This is a genomic window from Sporosarcina sp. Marseille-Q4063 (genome assembly GCF_018309085.1).
Taxonomy (GTDB): Bacteria; Bacillota; Bacilli; order Bacillales_A; family Planococcaceae; genus Sporosarcina.
Genome location: NZ_CP070502.1, coordinates 1,811,507 through 1,834,105, shown reverse-complemented (window position 1 = coordinate 1,834,105; position 22,599 = coordinate 1,811,507). Strand labels below are relative to the sequence as shown.

The 22,599-nt window shown below is 37.3% G+C and carries 21 protein-coding genes and 1 pseudogene; 14 read left to right on the top strand and 8 right to left on the bottom strand.

What is annotated here, in order from left to right; translation table 11 throughout:
* Window positions 1-30 precede the first annotated feature (30 nt).
* Window positions 31-993 (top strand): magnesium/cobalt transporter CorA, encoded by a 963-nt coding sequence (gene corA, locus JSQ81_RS09400; protein WP_212607358.1) that lies wholly within the window; start codon window positions 31-33, stop codon window positions 991-993.
* 84 nt (window positions 994-1,077) lie between these two features.
* On the opposite strand, the gene JSQ81_RS09395 is transcribed toward corA, so the two are convergent.
* Window positions 1,078-2,787, bottom strand: a complete 1,710-nt coding sequence (locus JSQ81_RS09395; RefSeq protein ID WP_212607357.1) for a transglutaminase domain-containing protein — start codon at window positions 2,785-2,787, stop codon at window positions 1,078-1,080.
* 99 nt (window positions 2,788-2,886) lie between these two features.
* Entirely contained in the window at window positions 2,887-3,306 is a 420-nt protein-coding gene (locus JSQ81_RS09390) for a hypothetical protein (protein ID WP_212607356.1), read from the bottom strand.
* A 158-nt stretch (window positions 3,307-3,464) separates the two neighbouring features.
* Here JSQ81_RS09390 and JSQ81_RS09385 point away from each other — a divergent pair, with 158 nt between their 5' ends.
* The 4 genes from JSQ81_RS09385 to JSQ81_RS09370 all read left to right on the top strand — a co-directional run bounded on the left by JSQ81_RS09385 (window position 3,465) and on the right by JSQ81_RS09370 (window position 8,513).
* Window positions 3,465-4,310: a KPN_02809 family neutral zinc metallopeptidase gene (locus tag JSQ81_RS09385; protein ID WP_212607355.1), complete on the top strand. Its 846-nt coding sequence runs from the start codon at window positions 3,465-3,467 to the stop codon at window positions 4,308-4,310.
* Between the two features lie 255 nt (window positions 4,311-4,565).
* Window positions 4,566-5,486, top strand: coding sequence for a DUF1672 family protein (locus JSQ81_RS09380; protein ID WP_212607354.1), 921 nt, complete (start codon window positions 4,566-4,568; stop codon window positions 5,484-5,486).
* A 19-nt stretch (window positions 5,487-5,505) separates the two neighbouring features.
* On the top strand, window positions 5,506-6,411 hold the full coding sequence (locus JSQ81_RS09375) for a DUF1672 family protein (protein WP_212607353.1): 906 nt from the start codon (window positions 5,506-5,508) through the stop codon (window positions 6,409-6,411).
* A 14-nt stretch (window positions 6,412-6,425) separates the two neighbouring features.
* Window positions 6,426-8,513 (top strand): SA1320 family protein, encoded by a 2,088-nt coding sequence (locus JSQ81_RS09370; RefSeq protein ID WP_212607352.1) that lies wholly within the window; start codon window positions 6,426-6,428, stop codon window positions 8,511-8,513.
* 18 nt (window positions 8,514-8,531) lie between these two features.
* On the opposite strand, the pseudogene JSQ81_RS09365 reads toward JSQ81_RS09370, so the two are convergent.
* Both JSQ81_RS09365 and JSQ81_RS09360 read right to left on the bottom strand, forming a co-directional pair.
* Window positions 8,532-8,711 (bottom strand): annotated as a pseudogene (locus JSQ81_RS09365) (YetF domain-containing protein); the annotation flags it as partial.
* A gap of 132 nt (window positions 8,712-8,843) precedes the next feature.
* Entirely contained in the window at window positions 8,844-9,485 is a 642-nt protein-coding gene (locus tag JSQ81_RS09360; protein WP_212607351.1) for a hypothetical protein, read from the bottom strand.
* 164 nt (window positions 9,486-9,649) lie between these two features.
* Here JSQ81_RS09360 and JSQ81_RS09355 point away from each other — a divergent pair, with 164 nt between their 5' ends.
* A complete protein-coding gene (locus JSQ81_RS09355) occupies window positions 9,650-10,720 on the top strand; it encodes a tartrate dehydrogenase (RefSeq protein ID WP_305849486.1) in 1,071 nt (356 codons plus the stop codon).
* 44 nt (window positions 10,721-10,764) lie between these two features.
* Here the strand turns inward: JSQ81_RS09355 and JSQ81_RS09350 are convergent, their stop codons facing one another.
* Window positions 10,765-12,567 carry a DNA ligase D gene (locus JSQ81_RS09350; protein WP_212607349.1) on the bottom strand — a complete coding sequence of 601 codons (1,803 nt, stop codon included), beginning with the start codon at window positions 12,565-12,567 and terminating at the stop codon, window positions 10,765-10,767.
* Window positions 12,568-12,674: 107 nt separating this feature from the next.
* Between JSQ81_RS09350 and JSQ81_RS09345 the strand changes: the two genes are divergently transcribed.
* From JSQ81_RS09345 to JSQ81_RS09330, 4 genes are all read left to right on the top strand, one after another.
* On the top strand, window positions 12,675-13,505 hold the full coding sequence (locus JSQ81_RS09345) for a non-homologous end joining protein Ku (protein WP_212607348.1): 831 nt from the start codon (window positions 12,675-12,677) through the stop codon (window positions 13,503-13,505).
* Window positions 13,506-13,524: 19 nt separating this feature from the next.
* The gene (locus JSQ81_RS09340; RefSeq protein WP_212607347.1) at window positions 13,525-13,737 is read left to right on the top strand and encodes a hypothetical protein; all 213 of its coding nucleotides are present in this window, start codon (window positions 13,525-13,527) and stop codon (window positions 13,735-13,737) included.
* Between the two features lie 100 nt (window positions 13,738-13,837).
* Window positions 13,838-14,398, top strand: coding sequence for a sugar O-acetyltransferase (locus JSQ81_RS09335; protein WP_212607346.1), 561 nt, complete (start codon window positions 13,838-13,840; stop codon window positions 14,396-14,398).
* Between the two features lie 84 nt (window positions 14,399-14,482).
* Window positions 14,483-15,049, top strand: a complete 567-nt coding sequence (locus tag JSQ81_RS09330; protein ID WP_212607345.1) for an NADPH-dependent FMN reductase — start codon at window positions 14,483-14,485, stop codon at window positions 15,047-15,049.
* A gap of 143 nt (window positions 15,050-15,192) precedes the next feature.
* Here JSQ81_RS09330 and JSQ81_RS09325 read toward each other — a convergent pair whose 3' ends face one another.
* From JSQ81_RS09325 to JSQ81_RS09315, 3 genes are all read right to left on the bottom strand, one after another.
* On the bottom strand, window positions 15,193-15,573 hold the full coding sequence (locus JSQ81_RS09325) for an SET domain-containing protein (RefSeq protein ID WP_212607344.1): 381 nt from the start codon (window positions 15,571-15,573) through the stop codon (window positions 15,193-15,195).
* Between the two features lie 70 nt (window positions 15,574-15,643).
* Complete coding sequence (locus tag JSQ81_RS09320) at window positions 15,644-16,729, bottom strand: CotH kinase family protein (protein ID WP_212607343.1); 1,086 nt, start codon at window positions 16,727-16,729, stop codon at window positions 15,644-15,646.
* A 119-nt stretch (window positions 16,730-16,848) separates the two neighbouring features.
* Window positions 16,849-17,097 carry a hypothetical protein gene (locus JSQ81_RS09315; protein WP_212607342.1) on the bottom strand — a complete coding sequence of 83 codons (249 nt, stop codon included), beginning with the start codon at window positions 17,095-17,097 and terminating at the stop codon, window positions 16,849-16,851.
* Between the two features lie 197 nt (window positions 17,098-17,294).
* On the opposite strand from JSQ81_RS09315, the gene JSQ81_RS09310 reads away from it, so the two are divergent.
* The 4 genes from JSQ81_RS09310 (at window position 17,295) to JSQ81_RS09295 (ending at window position 22,385) form a co-directional block, all read left to right on the top strand.
* Window positions 17,295-17,834, top strand: a complete 540-nt coding sequence (locus tag JSQ81_RS09310) for a hypothetical protein (RefSeq protein ID WP_212607341.1) — start codon at window positions 17,295-17,297, stop codon at window positions 17,832-17,834.
* A 73-nt stretch (window positions 17,835-17,907) separates the two neighbouring features.
* Window positions 17,908-19,782, top strand: a complete 1,875-nt coding sequence (locus tag JSQ81_RS09305; RefSeq protein WP_212607340.1) for a DUF2642 domain-containing protein — start codon at window positions 17,908-17,910, stop codon at window positions 19,780-19,782.
* 135 nt (window positions 19,783-19,917) lie between these two features.
* Complete coding sequence (locus JSQ81_RS09300; RefSeq protein ID WP_212607339.1) at window positions 19,918-20,598, top strand: DUF2642 domain-containing protein; 681 nt, start codon at window positions 19,918-19,920, stop codon at window positions 20,596-20,598.
* A gap of 431 nt (window positions 20,599-21,029) precedes the next feature.
* Window positions 21,030-22,385, top strand: a complete 1,356-nt coding sequence (locus JSQ81_RS09295; protein WP_212607338.1) for an arsenic transporter — start codon at window positions 21,030-21,032, stop codon at window positions 22,383-22,385.
* The last annotated feature ends 214 nt before the right edge of the window (window positions 22,386-22,599 follow it).

Genomic DNA, 22,599 nt, shown 5'->3' with positions numbered 1-22,599 from the left:
ACGATAGTTGACAGGAAGGAAGATCGACCAATGATACGGACGATGGGACTTACTATAGACGATGACCTTATTTTCGACTTCCCACTGGACGAGATTTCAAATCGGTCATTCAAATGGTACTGGGTGGATTTTGATCAGCCTACTAAGGAAGAAGAATCAATGTTGCATTCGATATTCAATTTTCATCCACTTGCAATTGAAGACTGTTTGCATCGTTTACAGCGACCTAAGCTAGATTACTATGATGAGTATGCTTTCTTTGTCCTGCATTCCATATGCCATGAGGATTTAACTGCAGAAGAACTAAATTTGTTCCTTGGTGAAAATTTCATTGTAACTTTTCATTATGATGATATTCAAGAACTGACGCATGCACGTCAAGAAATAATAAAGAATCCAAAAAAATGGGAACGTGGTCATGTGTTTAAAGTTTATCAAATCATCGATAAAGTAGTTGATCATTATTTCCCGATTCTGTATAAAATTGAAGATCATTTGAATGAAATTGAAGACCAATTATCACCATCTACAGTCCATTTGTCTATGGATTATGTATTTGAGGTTCGCAGCGATTTACTGCGCTTACGACGAACAATTTTTCCGATGCGCGAGCTTTTATACCGGATGCTCCATTCGGAAAGGTTAGGCCTTACTTTTAATGAGCGTGCTTATTTTACTGATATTCACGACCATTTGTTGCGGCTCGGGGAAATCATTGAAGCAAATCGAGAACTAACATCTGATATAAGAGACAGTCAGTTATCTATTAATTCGAATCGGATGAACAGTATTATGATGACTTTGACAATTATCTCGTCCATCTTTATCCCGCTCACTTTCATCGCAGGCGTGTATGGGATGAATTTCGATCATATACCCGAATTACATTGGAAATACGGGTATGTGATTGTTCTAGCTGTCATGTTTTTTACGGGCGCTGCCATGGTGATGTGGTTTAAGTATAAGGGGTGGCTTCAGATATTTAAGTCATAAAGAAAAGGTGGAGGGAAACAAGTCGTTTTTCTCCACCTTACCTAGTTTATTCTTATTTTGTCCCCTCTATGTCAATATACGTAATTAATATTCTACGCCAAATCGAAAGTGCGATTCGAATGCTTTTTCAGTTGGGTCGAAGTAGTCTTCTGTATAATTTGCTACGAATGTATCGTTGTCTACATAACCCGAACCCCACGTTGGATCCATTGTTAGCCATTCACCATCTACCATCACTTCGACCCATGCGTGGCGTGCACGACTAAATCCGGCCCCTGCATGTCCTGTTACATACCTAGCTTCCATATCGCCGGCACGGAGCAATGCGATGGCAAGATAGGCATAATCTTGACAAACTCCAGTTTTCAAATTGAGTACTTTTAGTGCACTATCGTCCCAATCAAATTCGTCATTTTTCAATTTCTTCACATCATAGGATATTGTTTTTGCTGTATATTCATAAACTGCTTTTGCTTTTTCCCGATCTGACATTGTATCCTTTATCAATTCATTTGCTATCGCGATGATTTCTGGAGATTCTGATTGAACTCCCCGTGAAGGTAGTAAATCGCGCAGATCTTCAGTCGCAGTGTTTTCAACTTCGAATTGCGCCACACCATAGTAATAAAATTTACTACTGTTTTCTTCCTTGATTTCAGGAACACTCACGATTACTTCATAGGTACCCGGTCCGAAACGCAAGTAGAAATCGTCTTCGAACGTGTAATCCGTAACCGGAATAACATCGAGTGCTTCTTCTCCATCTTTTTTAGTCGTAACGTAAAGATGAGTTGTCTCTTTTGCGAAAGGGGCATTTTTGTCGATTGTTCCCTTTAAATGATAGGTGAGGTCCGTTTCTTCACCACCAAACGTTGGCGAATCGAGATTAATCCCCCGTTCTTCATATTCTTTCATGTAGGTAATTGGCTTCGCGATAAAATCCGACTCATTGTCGATATAAATGGCGGTTCCTTCCTGAAAATAACCATCCCTCTCCTTGTCAGGAATATAGATTTTTAATTCATGAACTCCTTTTCCAAAAAATAAGGGGATGTCATAAGTGAATTGATTATTCTTGACAGGAATAACATGCTTCCAAGTTTCTCCGTCTTTTTTGAGTTCAATCATTACTTCATTTCGATTTTCAATAATCGTATCGACTTTTCCTTTAAGCTTGAATACTTTATTCCTTATGACATATCCACTATCAGGATCTTGAATAGCCAAATTTGCATCTAGCGCAGAGATACTATAAGTGATGTCACGATGGATAGTTGGGTTTACATTGAAAACATTGAATCTCGCCAAATCGTAGTAATAATTATCCTGGTCTTTACTGGGAAGAAGTACAGTTACGTAATAGTCTCCTTCTCCATTAAAAAGCGTTGTCTCTTGTTTAAATTTCCCGTCTATTATTGGCGTATAGTATTCTAGTGAATTGCTAGAAAGTGTATCTCCACTGAAGTTAATCCGAATCCAAACATAGTTTTCTTTTAATTGTTCATGTTGCTCAATTGTCCCTTCAATTGTTACCAATCCATTAACAGCAAAACTTTCGTAGGTCGGTTGTAATAACTTAGCTCCAACTTCCTCTGCATAGCTTGTCAGTTTAATTGGCTCTTGTGCTAACTCTGCATTTGAATCTTTTACAGCTGTTTCGAATTCCTTCTCCAACTTTTGTTCGGCAGCTGTTGGTTGCACATCTTTAGTTGCAACGGACTCGTCCGAGCATGCCCCTAACAGGAATAAGCTTAGTAGCGAAACGAAGAATAGATTCGACTTTTGTATGGCCATTAAATCTCTCCTGGGTATAAGTGTTTAACCATATTATATCAGAGACGCCAATAGATTATGGGAAAGAATGGAACAGAGAGTTAAAAGTACTCGCAAAAGTCATTGCCAGTACTTAATGAGATAACCAACAGTCAAACTGTAGATTGCGTGACCAATTGTCCAATAAAGCCAAGCGAATACATCTGTGACCACAGGCGGTTTTTCAGTTAAGGCGGTCAAGAAGAAAAGAACGGCTGCTCCGCCAGTATAAACAGTCAAATAGATTGAAACGCGTCGTTCAAGATGAACCGTTTTCAAAATGTGAAATAGTGCTACGACACTAATGATACAGAAGAGGAAATGAAAAGTAAGGACAATTATAGTTAGCGGTGGCAACACTTTTAATAATGGTATGTAATCCATATTGAACAGGAGTATATAGGCTTGATTGCCGGTGAGAAGATGGATGGTTTTCATAAAGCCTGCCAGCACGATGCCCGCGATGATTCCGATAGTTACTAGTTTTAAGAGGTTCCTCATTTTTTTCCTCCTTAAATTGGATTAAATCGTTTTTAATTATTCCCTTGCTTGTAATAGTAAAACTTATTTTTATGTCCTCAAAAAATGCACTAATTTTCAAGAAAATGGGTATACCATGAGTACTGAAATCCGAAGTAGTTTTTGGAGGGATAATAATAATGAAATATAAAGGTAGAAGAGGAAGCACTAATGTTGAGGACAGAAGAGGCATGGGCGGTAAGACACTCGTAGGCGGCGGAATCGGCGGACTGATTATCGTTCTTATCATAACATTCATGGGCGGAAATCCGGGTGAGATTTTAAATAATCTAGGCGGGGCGGGTACGGATCAAAATGTAGCGTATGAAGAAACAGAGGGAGAAAAGGAGTTGGTGGAGTTCGTATCAGTCGTGCTGGCAGATACCGAGGAAGTGTGGGCAAATATTTTTGCTGAAAAAGGCATGACGTACAAAGAGCCGAAACTCGTTTTATATTCGGATAGTGTTCAATCCGCTTGCGGTGTTGCGGGTTCAGCAGTCGGTCCGTTTTATTGTCCTGGCGATCAGAAATTGTACATAGATCTGAGTTTCTATCAGGAACTGCAGAACAAGTTTCAAGCTCCGGGCGATTTCGCGATGGCTTATGTAATTGCTCATGAAGTGGGTCATCATGTTCAAACCTTGCTTGGGACAAGCGGTAAAGTTAACGAATTGCGACAGCGTTTGAGTCAAGAGGAGTTCAACGAGTATTCCGTAATGCTTGAACTCCAAGCCGATTATTATGCCGGCGTATGGGCTCATCATGCACAGGGCATGAATTTATTGGAGGAAGGGGATTTGGAAGAAGCGTTGACGGCCGCGAGCGCAGTCGGCGATGACACAATTCAAAAACGCGCCCAGGGATATGTTGTTCCTGAGAGTTTCACCCATGGGACATCCAAACAACGGAAAAATTGGTTTTATAAAGGATTCGATTCAGGCACAATTGAGGGTGGAAACACATTTGAAGGGACTGGAATTAGGTAAATAAATGGATGACAAGTATACTAATCACTTGTCATCCATTTTTATAATTTTGTTTTCGGTAGAAGATGATTATTTACCTTCTTAATTATTTTGATAGGGATTATGTACCAATAAAAATGACTGTGCTCTAACTACCATTTTTAGAAAATGCGGAATTATAGTTCATTTTTATTTCACAAAAGCTTCCAATAACATTACAATTAATAGAAGTAGCTATTTGTTGTTTGTTTAAATGAAAGAGGAGGCTCTGCCTTAATGAATAAAATTTATTATTTATTAGTTGGACTATTATTTTTGTTGGGGGGCTGTGTCGGAATGGGGAATACGAACAGCGGTGAACCGGGGAGTCTAGATGAACAAAATGCATATGAAAAAGAAAACTTTGTCAGGATTCAAGACTATAAAGGCGAAGGGTTTGAACTTCGGGGTAGTCTAAAAGAAACAGGTGAAATTGCGAAAGACAATCGTGCTGAAATTGAAACAGCAGTTCAAGGTTTTTTTGAGGAAAACTACAAAACAGATGTGACTATCCATAATATCGTCAGCGCAGCTGATGGGGTTTCTGTGTTTGTTGAGTCAGTTGGGGAACCGCACTTCTACACATTTGCCATTGTTCCAGTTGATGTGAAAAATAAAGAAGTGGTAACGGATAGCGTTTGGTCTCAAGAAGGACAAGTTGAAAATGCAATACAAAGCGGCCTTTATGCAATGGCTTTTGATCAACAGTTCCAGAAGTTAGATGAGTACTTTAATAAGCTCGTCCAAAATTATCCCGTGGTTGGCAGACCAATTGAAGTGATTGAAAATGTTAGAGCCGATGGGTTCGCGACACCCTACTATTATATGAGTACAGTTGGAGACACTTTCGAGACGATCTTAGACATGTATTTGGAAGATCCGAACATATCCAAAGAAGATATCATGTCATACTTCCACCACAATGAATTCGACACGAAATATGCAATCATCACTGTTTATTTATTTATGGAAGAGGCTACTGCCGAACCAGATAATGAATTATTCAACATGATTGTATCTGATCTTAATGAATTGGATGGAATTCCACGGGGAGAATATACAATCCTATTAAATGATAATCTAGTCGATAAACGAAGAGGCATTGGAACGAAAGATAATACGTTAAGAACGGATAAAGAGAAGATTATTAAAGAGTGAAAAAGAAGGTTATTTTCAGATGAAATTAAAAACATTTATTCTGCTTATTGTTGGAATATCATTTCTTTTGGTGGGATGCAATACTCGCGATTTAGATTCGGGAAATGCTTATGAAACAAAGAACTTTGTAAGAATACAAGAATATGGCGGAGTAGGATATACACTCCGGGGGAGCCGTAAAGAAACAGGTGAAATAGCAGAAGAAAATCGTGCACAGGTCGAGCAAGCAGTTCAAAATTTTTTTATGAAGAATTACAAAACAGATGTGATAATCCATAATTTCGTCAGCGCAGCTGATGGGGTATCTGTGTTTGTTGAATCGGTTGGTGAACCTCATTTCTACACATTTGCGATTGTACCGGTTGATGTGAAAAATAAAGAAATAAATATAGATAGCGTTTGGTCCCAAGAAGGGCAAGTTGAAAATGCCATCAAAGGCGGTTTATATGCCATGGCTTTTGATGAGGAGTTTACCAAGCTAAACCAATATCTTGAAAATCTTACACTAGAGTATCCTGTTGTAGGAACTCCAATAAAAGCTATTGAAAACGTCATGGGAACAGGTTTTTCAACTCCTTACTATTTTATTACTCCCTTTGGTGATGTGTTTAAAGAGTTATTTGAAACGTATATAAATAGCCCAGAACTAACAAGGAAAGAATTAAAAATATTTTTCGAGGAAAACAATAATTATGATCCCGATAATGTAGCTGTAGGAATTGAATTTTATATGAAGGATGCAAACACTGAGCCGGATGAAGTAATCCACGAAAAAGTTATCACTGAAATCAGGGAAATGCAAGGTATTCCAAAAGGTTCCTATTCGGTGATGCTAAATGACAACTTAATAGACCCGAAAAGTGGAATAGGCGCGAAAGAAAATACATTGGGTCATTTTTCACCGGAAAGAATTATTAAGGAATAGAGGGGGTGTTACGTATGAATGCTACTGTTGACAATTCCAGTGCTGCGAGTACGAATGATAAGGATTTAGTTCAGTTAGCTGGATACCATGCGTATAAGTATTATGATGTTGGTCACGTGGAAATCGTTAATGGAAAGAATTATGAGGTCATAGACACTGAATATGATACTTTCACCGGACTTGACGCTATGGCTGTGAAAAATGTGGAAACCGACGAGCTATCCGTCGTTTATGTTGGAAGTGATCAACTCATCGGAGATTGGATGAAAACAAATACACAACTTCCAAGTCACGTAGAACCTGCCCAGATGATTGCTGCAAAAGAGTATTTTAAAGATGTAACAGATAGGTTTGGAGAGGTTTCATCCGTCACAGGAAATTCTCTAGCCGGCGCAAACGCAAATGCCGTGGGTATTGAAAATCCACATGTTAAAGTAGTAACGCTTAATCCAGCGATACTTCCGGGTGGAATGATGGATTCAACGAAAAAGTATTCCAATATAACAAATTACTATAGTAAATATGACGTTTTAACGGCATCCCAGGATGCTTTGAGATACAGCGACCGCATACCGGGAAACGTATTTGCCATTAACAATGGTGTATCCAAGTTTTCGGAGATTATTTCAAACCATAAAGGGTATCCGGAAGCAAAAATAGACGGTGAATTTAAAATAGAAATAGGCAAAAAAGGAGAACCAGGCCACGGCTATATTTACGTAGGTGCCGATGATCATATTGTGACGAATATTTGGACAGGTGCACCTCTTTACGGCGGTCAGTCAACGCAAATCCAAATTAACGAGGAAAGTTTGCGTCAGCTGGCGAGAGGCATAAAGTCTGAAGTGAAGGGCCGCGTGCAAATTGCTTCTGGTTATGTAGAGAATTCCGTTCGTATTGTGCGAGATGAAAGTGCCAAGTTCGATCATCGCATCACCCAACTACAGGAAATGTTTCAAATGCTGTTCGAAGACCTAGCCGGCGACCCGATTTTCAAAGGAATTACGACAACCGGTTACATTATGAAATCGTACATTGACAAGCTTGTTGAACTGTTAAATACTGCAGAAGTAAAATGCAGGTTTTTAAACAACATTCTTAATTCGAAACCCGCAGAAGTTATTGAACATATTACATCTACGGATATTAGTGTTGAAAGCATTTTTGCGCCCGCTAAAGAATTTCTAATGAATCTTAGATACGATGTTAACGAGCTTGCTCGGGGTGCACAAAATATTATCCGAAATGAGATACCTGACATATTTAAAAGTAAAAAACATGACTTTGTAGATGCAATAGTAGGAGAACTCGATGCACATTATACGATTATTCAAGACAATAAAGTGAAAGTTGACAGCCAATTAACCATGTACGGCGAACAAATTAGTACCATTGCAGAAGTATTTAGTTCAGTTGACCAAAGTTCTGCGAGATATATTGAGAAAGAGTCGAATTCGATTGATATTATAGCAAGTAGTCAAGAGAAAGTTAGGGTGTCTCTTAAAGATTCCCCTTACTTAGACAATAGAATGAAGCTAAAAGAGTTACATGTCGGTATCGTACATGCCATACTCAAGAATAAATCGAAGGCGGTTCTGATGCCATTGATCGTCATTATTAGAAGTGCGCTTAGAGCAATTGAAGGGCTTTTGGAGTCGGCAATTTTAGCGATTAAAGCTGCTACAAATATAGCAATCTTCGGAAATCCAGTGAGTCTATTTTGGAGCATATTTACTAATTATGACGAAAAAGTAAAACGGGCTGCTAAAGAAGCAAGACGGCCTATTGAAGAGATGGAAGATATAATTGAAGGTCTGAGGATTGCGATGGAACGGCTAATGGCCGGACTTCCTGACATGTTAAGAAATTTTAAATCCTATATTGACACAGCTATTTTCGCACCAAATAAATATTCAAATATACGTCTTTATAATATTGCATCTTCATCAATTTTTGATGAAATGGATTTACTATTCAACGATATTACGCAACAATTAGGGAAAGAAAAAGGAAAGGCCATAGACGCTGCGCTAGAAATGTCTGCAAGTGTATTGACAAATATCCGAATATTGAAAGAACAAATTGATAGGGGCACAATATAAACGATAAGGAACCGTTTATTAAGAGGTTCCTTTTTGTTGCGTCGCTACTCCATTTTCACTATTATTTTTCGCCACATACATTGTTCCATCTTTTTGCATTTGCGCATAAAAAACATCAGACACAGAAGTAACCCCAACCGTTTTTAGTTCCTGCTTTAGTGATTTCTGATCAACATTATACTTTCTAAGGTTTTCATCGCTATATTTCCCACCAACAAGGTTAGAAAAGCGACTAAAAGTCTAATTGATAAATCTGTAATTGACATGAAAGCAACTCCTTTGTATATAGAGTGCCACCCAATTTAATTATCATGTAGCATTTCAGTAGCTTTATTTCTTTAATTCATCATCTTTCACTCTTTCCAATTCCTCTATTTCTTCAATGAATTCCTGTTTCTTCAATTCCATTTCCTTTTCAAGCTCTTTTATTTCCTCCATATCCGCCTGGTATTCTTCTTCTACTTTCGTCGTTGAAGGAATAAATGGTTCGCTATTATTATCCGTTCGTCTTCCATAACGTATCATTTCGTAAATAATCATTCCGTTATTGGGTTTTCCATTCACCGTAAACATAGGAACGATATCGAAAAGGACATAATAGAACGCATAAAAAACAAATCGATCAAAAAATGTTTTGTAATCCTGGAGATAACCGTTGGCTAGCAGGGCATTTAAAGTTAATGCAAGAGACATGTTAATGAGAATCGGACCAGCATAAATCGCTATATAGGCTAACTTGCTCGTGTTTTTTAACTCGTCATAAGAAAACCAACTATAAAGATGATAATGTTTTCTAATATCAAACATCCATTTTTTATATACGCGCGGACCCGAACCAATCGTCAATCTTGGATTTTTAACACCAAAAATCCCGCTGATTACAAAATAACCAGCTTCCCTAATGAATGTAACAACAGGTAGAATAATAAATGCTGAAATGATTAATGAGAGTATATCAGAAAGTCCAAACATATTGATCTCCTTCCAAGCAAAAACTCTACAACCTGCTAGTCATCAAATACCCGTAAGAAAAGGAAATGAACCATCTTACAACTACATTTTTTACAATTGCATAATGAATTCATGTAAGCTTAAATTACGATTCAATATAAATACATAGAAAATAGGTGGAAATGATGAAACTATTTAAAATCGCGCTTATACCTGGAGATGGGATAGGCCCGGAAGTTGTTGCAGAAGGCACGAAAGTTTTAAAGGCGATTGAAAAGCTTGATCCGACAATTGCTTTCGAGTTCACTGAATTTCCGTGGGGTTGCGAATATTATTTAGAAACAGGGAAAATGATGGCAGACGATGGTATCGAACAATTAAAATCTTTTGATGCCATTTATCTTGGAGCTGTTGGGTATCCCGGAGTTCCTGATCACATTTCTTTATGGGATTTGCTGCTTCGTATTCGAAAAGAATTTGACCAATACGTAAACATTCGTCCGATTACGCTTCTAAATCCGACATTGACGCCGTTAAAAGACAAAACGCGAAAAGAAATTGACTTCCTTGTCATTCGTGAAAATAGTGAAGGTGAGTACGCGGGGGCGGGAGATTGGTTATTTAAAGGGAAGCCTGAAGAAGTCGTACTGCAAACAGGCGTCTTTTCTCGTAAAGGTACGGAGCGCATCATTCGCTATGCTTATGAAGAAGCTCGCAAGTCTAATCGAACATTGACGAGCATTAGTAAAGCGAATGCGTTGAATTATTCGATGGTTTTTTGGGATGAAGTTTTTGAAGAAGTCGGCTTGGAGTATCCAGATGTGCAAACTTATTCTTACTTAGTGGATGCAGCAAGTTTATATTTTGTTGCGGAACCCGAACGTTTTGAAGTTGTCGTCACATCCAATTTATTTGGAGACATTTTAACCGATATCGGTGCGGCGATAACAGGCGGGATGGGACTAGCGACGGGGGCGAATGTAAATCCTGAACGAAAATATCCTTCGATGTTTGAGCCTGTTCATGGTTCTGCTCCGGATATTGCCGGAAAAGGTATTGCGAATCCACTTGCTGCAATTTGGTCGGTAAGTCAGATGATGGACTTTTTCGGGGAAGAGCAATGGGGAAGGCGTATTCTGTCAACCCTCGAGCTAATTTTGACCGAAAAGGATAGCTTGACGCCCGATTTGGGTGGAACAGCTTCAACAAGTGAACTTGGTGATCGTTTTATTGAATTATTAAAGTCCGATAATTAAATCGAAGTGGAAGTCTTTCAGTAGTTCGTTGAAAGACTTCTTTTTTACTTCATCAAATCTCTTAACTGATTAAGGACCACTTCAAATTTTTGCTCTTCTCCAATCTCTCGAAAGTTTTTAAAGGGATCGCCTTGGTTTTTAATTCGTTCTAACACGACTGGCATTGGAAATAAAGTTGGCCGTAATTTGTCAGTCACCTCCTCCCAGTATAATGGCGTCGCGATAAGTCCTTGCTCATTGCCTCTAGGGGAATACGGAGCGATAATCGTTTTTCCTTCAGCATGTTGAACATAGTCCAAGTACAATTTGTTATGCCGATTTTTCTTTAGCCGTTCGATTGTGAACGATTGCGGCTTCTGTTCGCATAAAAAACGACAGACAAATTCTGTGAATATCCGCGTATCTTCATAAGTGAAAACGTCTTTTGGCAATGGAATATACACTTGTATTCCTTTGCCACCGGATGTTTTAACAAAGGATTGAAGATTGAATTGATCGAATATGGCTTTCATGTTTAAAGCTGCCTCAATCGCCAATGAAAATGCACTGACTGATGGAGGGTCAAGGTCGAATACAACTTCAGTTGGACAATTCGTATTCGTTGTTTGAAACGGGACATGAAATTCGAGCGCAAGCTGATTTCCCAACCACAATAAAGATTGAAGGTCATTGCAAACGATATAACGAATATCTTCATGCTGTTTTGTAGCAATAAAGTCAGGTGTATAATCGGGTGCGTTTTTCTGATAAAAACTTTCTCCTGGTACACCGTGTGGAAAACGTATTGCTGTCAAATGACGGTCATGTAGAAAAGGAAGAAGATGAGGAGCTATCTGCTGCAAGTAATATAAATAATCATCTTTTTTAATGTCGATGGCTGGCCAAATAGGCTTATCGGGGTGCGTTATTTGAATAGACGGCGGTATGGGATGAAGTTGCTTTTGCATTTCTCGCCAGTTCACTTGTCCCGGATTAATATCAAAATTGAATTTATGAAATCGTGGCTCTCTCAGCTTTTTTCCGTCAAAATCGATGCAGGCAACATCAACGCAAATGAATGGGGACAATTCCCAATTATCTTGCGCTACCTTCGTGCCTTTTTTTTGAATAAAGTCGACTAAAGTCTGTCTTTCTTCGTCCGTAAAGCCGTATCTAAAAACAGTAATCTCTACCAAACTTTCCATCTGGTAGACAGAACCGTGAAAATAGCCGTTTTCTTGATTATATTTCGTCAGAACAACGGTTACGTACTTCCAATTTTTAATCTTTAGCCATTGATTTGTTCGCTGTCCACCCATCCAGTCACTTGTTTTTCTTTTCGCAACGATACCTTCCGAGTTATTTACTTGTGCTATATTCCACACTAGATCCGCATCTTCGTAAACAGCGATGACTTGAATGTTTCCGGTTGATTGAAAAATCCTATGGAGTTCCGCCTTTCGAGTCGATAAAGGTGAATTCGTCAAATCCTTTCCTTTAATACGAAGAAGATCGAACATAATATAACTGCATGGATGTTTTTCAACATGTTTCGAAATAACTTTTTCATTTCGCATTCTGCCGCGTGATTGAACGATTGAAAAATCACTTTTAAACTCATTGATTAAATGTACTAATTCACCATCTGCAGTTATCGGAAGAAAAGGAGCTACTTGTTCATAAATGGAAGTGTAAAACTGAATGATTTCGGGAAACAGATGAGTAAGGTCGTTGCCATTTCTACTAATGAAAGTTGGTGATTTATCATCCCAAATTAAAATACAACGAAAACCGTCGTATTTTACTTCATAAATCCACTCATTGCCAACTGGAATCTCATTTGCTGACGTTAAAAGCATCGGTTTCATCGTTCTGAACCTCTTCCTCGTTTTTCTTAGGATTCGATTAAATTTATTTCTTATACATAAATTTAATCATGGCACACATAATAAGCCAAAAAGCGGGTGAGTAGCAAATGCATACAGTTTGGAAAGGCAGTATCAGCTTTGGATTGGTGAATATCCCAGTGAAGCTTCATGCGGCGACCGAAAATAAAGATGTTAAACTCCGCCAATTACACAAAGAATGCAATACGCCAGTGAATTATCAAAAGGTTTGTCCGATATGCGATAAAGAAGTTAAAAATGAGGAAATTGTCAAAGCATATGAGTACACGAAAAATAAATTCGTCGTTCTAGATCAAGAAGAATTGGAGCAACTGAAAAAAGAAAATGAAGACAAGGCTGTAGAAATTATCGAATTCGTGAAGTTAGAAGAAATCGATCCCATCTACTTTGAACGGAGTTATTTTATGGCCCCGGATAGCGGCGGGGGAAAAGCATATGCATTGTTGCGAAAAGCTCTCGGGGATTCCGGTAAAATAGGGGTAGCCAAAATTGTCATTCGTTCAAAAGAACAACTAGCTGTCGTTCGTGTTTACGGCGACACATTGCTGATGGAAACAATTCATTTTCCAGATGAAGTACGTAATGTCCAGGAAGTTCCGAACATTCCAAGTGCAGAATCAGTTATTCAGAAAGAATTGGATACGGCACTTATGTTGGTTGAACAATTGACGACGACATTTGATGCCGCTAAATATAACGATGAGTATCGATCTGCTTTACTGGAATTGATTGAACAGAAGAAATCGGGCGAAATGACGGTAACGCCGAGTGAGAAAGGGCCGGACATGCCATCAAATGTGATGGATTTAATGACTGCACTTCAAGCCTCGCTTGATAAAACGAAAAAGAAACCGGCAGCGCGAAAGAAAACGACAAAAACAGTAAAGAAAAATGCATGATGTATTGGAGGATAAATGTATGATTGAAAAATTCCGACTGGCAGAACCACTGTTTCAAGGGCAGATTCACGAATGCCAACAGTTTATACTTACATTCAATGGGGCGGAATTCAAAGGTGTTTATAAAGATGACGAAATTAACTGGTATTACCCGCAACCCACCATTGAAACAGATGATCGAGTTGAGCTTGAAATCGAAGTGTTTAGTTTGATGAGTCATCTTATACAATAAAAAAAGGCTTTTCGTTATTTTATAACGAGAAGCCTTTTGCAAGTTTTATTCAAGGATAATATGTAGAATGGTTCTTACGTAAATAAAAAGGGGATGCAATGTGAGAACTGAAAAGGATAAAATGTTGAATGGCGACTTGTATAACCCAGATGACGTAGAATTGGTTAAAGAGCGTTGTAATGCTAGAAGACTTACGAGGATATTTAATCAAACAATGGAAACAGAAGACGAAAAACGAATAGATTTACTGAAAAAGTTATTTGGTTCAACGGGAAAAAACATTCAAATTGAGCCGGATTTTCGATGCGATTATGGCTATAACATCCATGTCGGCGAGAACTTTTTTGCAAACTTTGACTGCACTTTTTTGGATGTATGCGAAATTCGAATCGGGGATAATTGCTTGATTGCACCGGGTGTACATATCTATACAGCGACACACCCACTAAACCCAATGGAAAGAATTGGGGGAACCGAGTATGGGAAACCGGTATGTATTGGTGATAATGTATGGATCGGTGGACGAGCCGTCATTAATCCCGGAATTCAAATAGGAAGTAACGTCGTCATTGCATCGGGTGCAGTTGTAACGAAAGATGTACCTGACAATGTAGTAATTGGCGGGAATCCTGCGCGGATAATTAAGCCTGTCAAAATATAGAGGCCGCGTTCTTTCTTTTTATCGCAAGATAATCCATGATTAGCAGTATTACTAAAATTATTATTAAAAGGGGAGTCTTATATAATGAAGATCAAAGTAAAAGCGATTATTGGAAGTACGAGTTCAACATCATATAACTTGAAAATAGTGGAGCATTTGAGAAAGCGCCATGCAGATAAATTGGAAATCACTCCGGTATTTATAAATGACCTAGAAATGTTTTCGATTGATATAGAGAATACGCCTCCCGAAAACGTTCAGGATTTTAAAGATAATGTGAAAGATTCCGATGCAGTTTTGTTTGCGGTTCCTGAATATAACTTCTCCATACCAGGTGCAATGAAAAACGCGATTGACTGGTTATCACGCGGCGGCGACTTTACTATTCAGGACAAACCTGCATTCATCATTGGTTCATCCATGGGCGTATTGGGAAGTGTACGTGCACAAATGCACCTGAGAGAAATTCTTTCAAATCCAGCACTTGCCCCGGTTATACTTCCGGGTAATGAAGTGTATATCGGTTCCGTTCACACGAAAATGAACGAAACTGGTGAAATAACGGATCAAGCGACAATTGATTTCTTGGACTTAGTTTTAAACAACTTTGTTGAATTTTATAATAAAACAAATAGCGCAGTTGGAGTTTAAGTAGTTCTGAATGCAAACAAAGACAGGCACCCATTATGAGTGACTGTTTTAGTATGCTACTGCCTCATATGAATTTAAAACAGGGTCTTTCCCTTCATTTTAAAGAGGGAAAGGCCTAAACTGTTATGCACATGATCTCCTGTTTATTCTAGTACATCAAACCATAATGGCGATTTATCATCAGAATCCCCATTGTAATTAATAGTAATTTCCTCGCTGGCTTTAATATCAACAATCGCATAAAAATCGATGGACAGGTTACCTATATTATTAATAAACATCGCATTTGGAGTAAATGAGTGATTAAATAATGATCCAAATCCCAAAGCCACTGCTATTTGTTCGTAATTTTCCCCCCAAGTGAAACAGTAATCAAAAAGTACTGTCTTCTTCAGATACTTCCACTCATTTTTAGATGAAATTAAAACAGGAGATACCTCAATGAGTTCACCTGTTTTAATATCACGTGTAGCATATATCCCTTTACCGTATTTTCCAGTATCTTTTATACATATTGGTAACAAGCAGTATCTCCTTTCTGTACTACAAGGTCAATTTATCTTTTGAATTAAGGAAGATAACGCATAAGATTAATTAGTCAAAGTTGGCCAGTTTCTTTTTCAAATACTTGTTGCGGTCGCGAATAAATTGAAAAATAAATTCGGGTTCACGATCGAATGTGTCAATCTTCTTTCTTTTATAAGGATCAATAAGGACGTGTGGTCGCAGGGCTTCATGCAGAGAAATCACTTTATCTTCCATATAGGCAACAGTGAACTTTGTTTCCAAGATTTCCTCCAAGATGTTTTTGTAAAGATTACGGAATTCCGGGAATCTCATAAGCAGATAGCAAAGATGATTGTTCTTCTTGCCTTCCATAGGAACATACTTGTAATGCATGATTCCTCCGTCGACTTTTCGTCCCCAAGTTGCATCATAGTCCCAAGGGATGATTTCAAACAACCCTGTCTCACTATTGCGGTACAGAGCATAGTTATGGGTGAAACCGTCATTATTCATTGAGCAAACAGCTCCGACGAGCCAACGTAAAAATTTATCAATATTGATAAGACGGGAAATTTCATCAGGGAAATTTGGTAGAGGTATGGTGTTCACTTTATTTATAAAATCATGAAGGATGTCATTGTCTGAATCGTTTCCTAAGGCTCTTTGATATCCTGAAATAAGCGAGTCTTTCATTTTTTCGTCTCTCATAATAGAAAAGTTAGCGTTATTGTTAACTGCATAATAAATGGGTCCAGAAGGTAGGCCTCTCTTTTTCAAGAACAAGTCATCAACGGACTCCAATTGTAAATAGACACCTTTATGAGAATCATTGCGAGTAAAATTAATATGTTGGCTTTGTGGTGATAAGACACCAAGGTCATTAAAGAAATCAAAAGAAAGTTTATTTCTGATGAGAGATGGGTCTCTGTATTCGGCGTTAAGATGAATTTCGCGGGCCCCAGAGAATAATTTCGGGTCGTTAAACTCAATTCGATAGGATCTTTTGCGAAACTTCCGTGTATAAGATCCACGATAGGCAATTCCTATATCATATTTGACATTCTCCACCTTCAAAGAAGCTGGAACAGGGTCATTGCTCCAAACATCTCCTCGTAACTCATTTAGATTCTTTTCCTTGATTTTCAAAATATAAGATGGAATTAGATAGGACATACAATCTCTTTCCTTTCAATTATTCAGGTCCACTGATTAAGGGATGGGGTAATTATTGTTAACTACTGCTTTATGACCGATAAGTGATTGGTCATGCCGCAGTAGTTGAATCACCTACATCAACAACCTGTTGTTGTATGGCCTGTTGTCGTAGTACCTGTCGTTGTATGGCCTGTTGTTTTCTTGCCTGTCGTCGTAGTGCCTGTTGTTGTCTTGCCAGTTGACGTATGACCAGTTGTTGTATGGCCCGTTGACGTAGTACCAGTTGTTTTCTTGCCCGTTGACGTAGTACCTGTAGTTGTCTTACCTGTTGATGTAGTACCTGTTGTTGAATGATGGATCCTAGCTTTTTTTCCTTTTTTCGGCATAAATATCCCCCCTTTTTAGAATATATCCCATTGTATTCGATAGTTTATTTTTGGTGTCGGCAGCTAGTCTAATGAACTTGAAGAAGCATGTAATTAAAGTTTTTAACCTATTAGTACAAAGTGGGCTAATGACCATTACTTTGCCTAAACAATAAACATATAGATAGTAGGATACTATAAAAGGAGGTTAGGAAATTATGAAAAAAGAAATGTTGATTACTTTAGTTGATAAAGTAGTTAAAGTAGATAGGGGGGGCCCTGAATCTCGTATTGGCAAGCTGCTTGCTGTTGATGAGGATTGCATTACGATGCTTACCGAGGACGAAGGAATTGTTTATTATAAAACACACCATATCAAGAGTTTAACGGCTAATGCGAAAAATGAAATGGAATACAATATTGAGATTCCCGAAGACTTTGAGTATAAAAAAGGCGCTAACTTTAAAAGTGTTTTAGAGGAGTTAAAATACCATTGGATAAAAGTTAACCGTGGTGGTCCTGAAACGCTTGAAGGAGTACTAGATGATATCAATGAAGACTATGTAACAATTGTCGCTAACGAAGAAGTGATTCGGCTTTCCATGTTTCATATCCGTAACGTAAGCTACGGAGTTAAAGTTGAAAAAATGAAGCCTGCTGAAAAAGCAGCTGCCGAGGAAAGTGCAAAAGAATCTGGCGGGAAAAATCAAGAAAAGAGAAATGAACAAAAGAAACAAAAAGATACAAAAGAAAAGTAAGTAGCTATTTAATGCATTCGTCGCTTCTGTTGATCGGAAGCGGCGAATATTCTATAAAGGAGGCGCCCCAAAATTGCAAAAGCAAAACTTTAAGAAAGCGTTAAGCGTCCTTAAAGATATGAAAATTGTTTTGTTTTTAAGTGACCATCAATTTGTAGAAGGAATTTTGTTAGATGTTAAAAAAGACCACCTTGTTGTTGACGTGGATCAAAACGTATTTTATATTGCTCTCGAACATATTCAGGGTCTTTCAAAAAATTCTAAAGGCTTACGCATTCTCCCCAAAAAAGTTCCTTATCTTAATATAGATACATTAGCGGATGTATTGATGGTTATGCAATACAATTGGGTTAGCGTTAATAGTTTAGGTAAACAGGCATATTTCGGAATGTTGAGCAAAGTATCGGAAGATTACATCATCTTAATAGATAATATGGAACAACTTTATATTCGAAAATCTTATATATCAAACATTTATAAAGGGCAATATGAAGAGCGAAATGCTCATATCCACAAAGAACCAGCTATTGAGGAATCCTCATCTCATATTAATGTAGAAACAAATGAGCATTTGGACACCACGGAGGATGAAGAAATAGAACATGATCAGCACAATGAAGAAGTTATTGTAAAACAAATAGAAGCAACTGATAAAAATGAATCTGAAAAATCTGTTGAAGTGTCCATAAAGACGAAACTAACTGAAGTGGAAACCGAAATCACTGTAAATGTTATTAATGAACATCTAGAGATCCATCCAATAAATGAAATAATAAAGGAAACTAGCTTATTGCAATTAGATACACAGGATTTGGCGGATAAGACTGAAGATAATGAACGACAAGAAGGACCTAAACAAGAAAGTATTATTCGAGACATCGCTTCTCGTATGAATGATGGATCAAAAGAACAGTTAAACTCTTCGCTGGATGAAGAATTAGAACATGATCAGCACAATGAGAAAGTTATCGTAAAACAAATAGAAACAACTGACGAAATTGAATCTGAAAAATCTGTTGAAGTGCCCATAAATATGAAACTAACTGAAGTGGAAACAGACTCTGTTAATGTTACAAATGAACATCCAGAGACTCATCCAATGAATGAAACAATAAAGGAAACTGGCTTATTACAATTGGACACACTGGATTTGGCGGAAAAGATTGAAGATAACGAACGAAATGAAGAACCCAGTCAGGAAAGAATTATTCAAGACATCGCTCCTCGTATAAATGATGAATCCAAAGAACAGTTAGACTCCTCAGCAGAAGAAGAAGAAGAAGAAGAAATACAAGTGAATCAGCACGAAGAACGAGTTAGAATCAAACATATACAATCAAAAAACATAAAAGAAACTAAAGAACATATTGAAAATCGTATTATTAGTGACGAACAATATACGCATATCATTCCTCGGGTCAGGCGTAAGAAAAAGAGAAGGTTAAAAACTACCTGTTGTACCATTAAAAATATTCAACATGCAATTAGTCAAAAAGAATTAGATCGGGCAATTGAATTTCCAGTCCATGAAGAAGACTCTTATAAAGTAGCGCGCCGTTCTAAACGTATGAAATCATTAAGTCATCCAACTGGTGATAATACTTCAAACAATAAATTGAAAAGTGATGAGAATTTTGATGTATTGGTTGAAAAAACCAAACCTGTTGAAACATATACCTCCCCTCTTTCATTAAGACAAAATCCCAAAGAAGAAAAAGCGATATTAGAGAGGCAATACTATGCTTTAATGAAGCATGCATCTAAAAAATACGTTGAAATGCAACATTGTCCTGATTGTTTTATGCCGCTAGAAATTTTTTATCTACCTGTAAGGAAAGAAATCCACAATGAAAAAGCAACGATAAAGAAGCAATACTATTCTTTAATGAAACATGCAGAAAAGATGTATTGTCAATTGAAAGATGAAAGATTAAAAAATGAAATATGACCAAAAAACTATTTTGATCTTAAGCATTCGCGAGCAGCATTATTGGTTGGAAGTGATAATGGAGTTTGATTAACGGCTTACTCAGTCTGTATCTGGGGTTAATTTGGATATTTTAATATAGAAGGAGATGTTAACTTGAAAAAAATTATTCAAAGTCTTGTAAAGGAAGTTGTTCAAATAGAGATTTCGGGGAAGAAACTAATGAACGGCACTCTTATTGACCTGGGTAGCGACGTGCTTATACTTTTTAACGGAACAGATTTTGTGTACATCCCTACAAATCATATTCAATGTCTAACAACTAATCATATTGATGACTTTGAAATAAATGTCCCTACAGAGTTTCCTAGCATTATTATGGACGATGATGATAAAGAGGATTTATCAATTGTAAAGGTTCTCACGCAGGCCCAAAATGAGTTTGTTGAAATTTACGTAACAGGTAGTCAACCCTTGCATGGGATTATTACGAGTATTAAAGATAACTATTTCGTATTTCATTCTCCCGTCTATAAAACGATGTATATTGCATTAAATCATCTGAAATGGCTAATTCCTTATTTTAAAAATAAAAAGCCCTATGGCTTGGATGTCCAAAACTTCTTGGTACACTCAAATAATGAATTGCTTGCAAGTACTTTTGAAGCCCAAGTTAAAAATTTAAAAAACAAACTCGTCGTGTTTAATATGGGTGAAAAGAAAAACCATATTGGGAAAATAAATAATGTCGAAGATCAAATCGTTGAGATTCAAACAGCAAGATCACATTATATCTACCGGAACATTCGACATATTAAAACTCTCCATCAGGTGTGAAATAAGTGTATTCCTTAAGGTTTTTTGCATATGTCCAGTTTGCATTCACTTATTTAGTGAGCTACTTGGGTTCCGCTTTTGATTTGAAATTTTGAGAAGGGGGGCCCTTTTTGGGTTGACCAATAAAATAGCAACAGTCTGACATAGGGAGTATCTACATAATAGCGTTCTTATATGAGTTTTACGATTACGAGCATAATGAAAAAATCATAATTATTCTGAGGCGATCGTCTATCCATTGGGTAGGCGTTTTTTTGTAGTTAAACAACGGTAGATTATTTTAAAGGTGTTTTTTCAGTTGGAACAAAAATAGATTTAGATAGACTTGGACATTCATCTCGTTCCTTGTTATATAAGGCGAATATACATAAAAAAACGGACAAACAATTTAAAGGTTATTATTCTGGTGAAATGAAGGGGTATGTATATGTATGGATTTTCAAATTGTAATCGCCTGTTTGGTGTTTATATCGACTATGTTAGTCATATTTTGGAGACCTAGAGGAATGAATGAGGCGTGGCCAGCATCGATTGGTGCAGGAATAATAATAATATCCGGGATTGTATCAAAAATGGACATCATGGATATTATCAGTAAAATTGGTGGTGCATCTATTACCATTATAGCAACGATTGTCATGGCTGTAATATTGGAGAGTTTCGGGTTTTTTCACTGGGCAGCTGCAAAACTCGCAAGACTCTCAAAGGGATCGGGCCGCCGTCTATATTGGTATATCCAGTTACTATGTTTTTTAATGACGCTATTATTTAATAACGATGGTAGCATCCTGATTACGACTCCGATATTAATTTTAATACTAAAAAATATAAAACTGAAACCACATCAACAAATACCTTACCTGCTAAGTGGCGCACTCATTGCAACAGCTTCCAGCGCACCAATTGGAGTCAGTAATATTGTTAACTTGATCGCTTTGAAAATCGTTGATATGTCACTCTGGATGCACACGGCTATGATGTTTGTCCCAGCAACACTTGGATTGTTATTTATGTCAGGCCTGATGTATTTAGTACTAAGAAATAAACTACCCAAAAAAATTCCTAATACTATTTTGGATATCGAGGATTCCTTTTTCGTTAAAAACTTCCATCCACTGAAAACAAAAATTTCTATTGAAACAAAGCGCAAACGTACACAATTTATGATGAAAATATTATTATTTGTCTTTGTAATACGCTGTTTACTCTTTGTAGCATCATATATCAACGTTCCCATGGAGATTGTTGCGGTTCTAGGATCGGTCATCCTGCTTTTATGGAGATGGTATCATTTACGGACGAACCCAGTGGATATATTGAAGAAGACCCCGTGGCACATTCTGATTTTTGCTTTCTCTATGTATGTGATTATATATGGCTTACATAATGTTGGACTAACAGAGTTGTTGGTAGAGTTATGTGAACCAATTGTAAATCAAGGATTATTTCAAGCCAGTTTTATTATGGGCGGGTTAGTATCGGTACTTTCTAACTTATTTAATAATCATCCAGCTTTAATGATTGGAACGATTACTTTAACCGAAATGGGACTAGATCCAATTACTTTAAAGACCATCTATCTTGCAAATATTATTGGTAGTGACATGGGGTCATTGTTGCTGCCTATAGGTACACTAGCATCTCTTATTTGGATGAGTATCCTAAGAAGGAACAAGATAAAAATAACATGGAAAGATTATTTAAGTGTATCGTTGATTGTAATACCGATTTCAACAATTGTAACTTTAACATTATTATATTATTGGGTTCAAATGGTTTTTAACTAATTAATTTTGAATTTGTGGATAACTAATTGCATGGTTATTCCACGTCTAGACTCCAAGGGGGGATTTGCTCTGCATCTTAACGCAAAAGCGCAAGGGATAAAGTTCAATCCCCTTTAGTGGTTGAGGAACTGTTTTTCGTGTGTCCGCATTCGTTTCATTGAATATTTATTTACTTATAGTATAAAAAAATACCTATTTATTATAAGAAAAATAG

What these genes read in the sequence shown, in the direction of transcription:
- corA (WP_212607358.1), top strand. Translation starts at nt 31, where the DNA reads ATGATACGGACGATGGGACTTACTATAGACGATGACCTTATTTTCGAC.
- JSQ81_RS09395 (WP_212607357.1), bottom strand. Translation starts at nt 2,787, where the DNA reads ATGGCCATACAAAAGTCGAATCTATTCTTCGTTTCGCTACTAAGCTTA.
- JSQ81_RS09390 (WP_212607356.1), bottom strand. Translation starts at nt 3,306, where the DNA reads ATGAGGAACCTCTTAAAACTAGTAACTATCGGAATCATCGCGGGCATC.
- JSQ81_RS09385 (WP_212607355.1), top strand. Translation starts at nt 3,465, where the DNA reads ATGAAATATAAAGGTAGAAGAGGAAGCACTAATGTTGAGGACAGAAGA.
- JSQ81_RS09380 (WP_212607354.1), top strand. Translation starts at nt 4,566, where the DNA reads ATGAATAAAATTTATTATTTATTAGTTGGACTATTATTTTTGTTGGGG.
- JSQ81_RS09375 (WP_212607353.1), top strand. Translation starts at nt 5,506, where the DNA reads ATGAAATTAAAAACATTTATTCTGCTTATTGTTGGAATATCATTTCTT.
- JSQ81_RS09370 (WP_212607352.1), top strand. Translation starts at nt 6,426, where the DNA reads ATGAATGCTACTGTTGACAATTCCAGTGCTGCGAGTACGAATGATAAG.
- JSQ81_RS09360 (WP_212607351.1), bottom strand. Translation starts at nt 9,485, where the DNA reads ATGTTTGGACTTTCTGATATACTCTCATTAATCATTTCAGCATTTATT.
- JSQ81_RS09355 (WP_305849486.1), top strand. Translation starts at nt 9,650, where the DNA reads ATGAAACTATTTAAAATCGCGCTTATACCTGGAGATGGGATAGGCCCG.
- JSQ81_RS09350 (WP_212607349.1), bottom strand. Translation starts at nt 12,567, where the DNA reads ATGAAACCGATGCTTTTAACGTCAGCAAATGAGATTCCAGTTGGCAAT.
- JSQ81_RS09345 (WP_212607348.1), top strand. Translation starts at nt 12,675, where the DNA reads ATGCATACAGTTTGGAAAGGCAGTATCAGCTTTGGATTGGTGAATATC.
- JSQ81_RS09340 (WP_212607347.1), top strand. Translation starts at nt 13,525, where the DNA reads ATGATTGAAAAATTCCGACTGGCAGAACCACTGTTTCAAGGGCAGATT.
- JSQ81_RS09330 (WP_212607345.1), top strand. Translation starts at nt 14,483, where the DNA reads ATGAAGATCAAAGTAAAAGCGATTATTGGAAGTACGAGTTCAACATCA.
- JSQ81_RS09320 (WP_212607343.1), bottom strand. Translation starts at nt 16,729, where the DNA reads ATGTCCTATCTAATTCCATCTTATATTTTGAAAATCAAGGAAAAGAAT.
- JSQ81_RS09315 (WP_212607342.1), bottom strand. Translation starts at nt 17,097, where the DNA reads ATGCCGAAAAAAGGAAAAAAAGCTAGGATCCATCATTCAACAACAGGT.
- JSQ81_RS09310 (WP_212607341.1), top strand. Translation starts at nt 17,295, where the DNA reads ATGAAAAAAGAAATGTTGATTACTTTAGTTGATAAAGTAGTTAAAGTA.
- JSQ81_RS09295 (WP_212607338.1), top strand. Translation starts at nt 21,030, where the DNA reads ATGGATTTTCAAATTGTAATCGCCTGTTTGGTGTTTATATCGACTATG.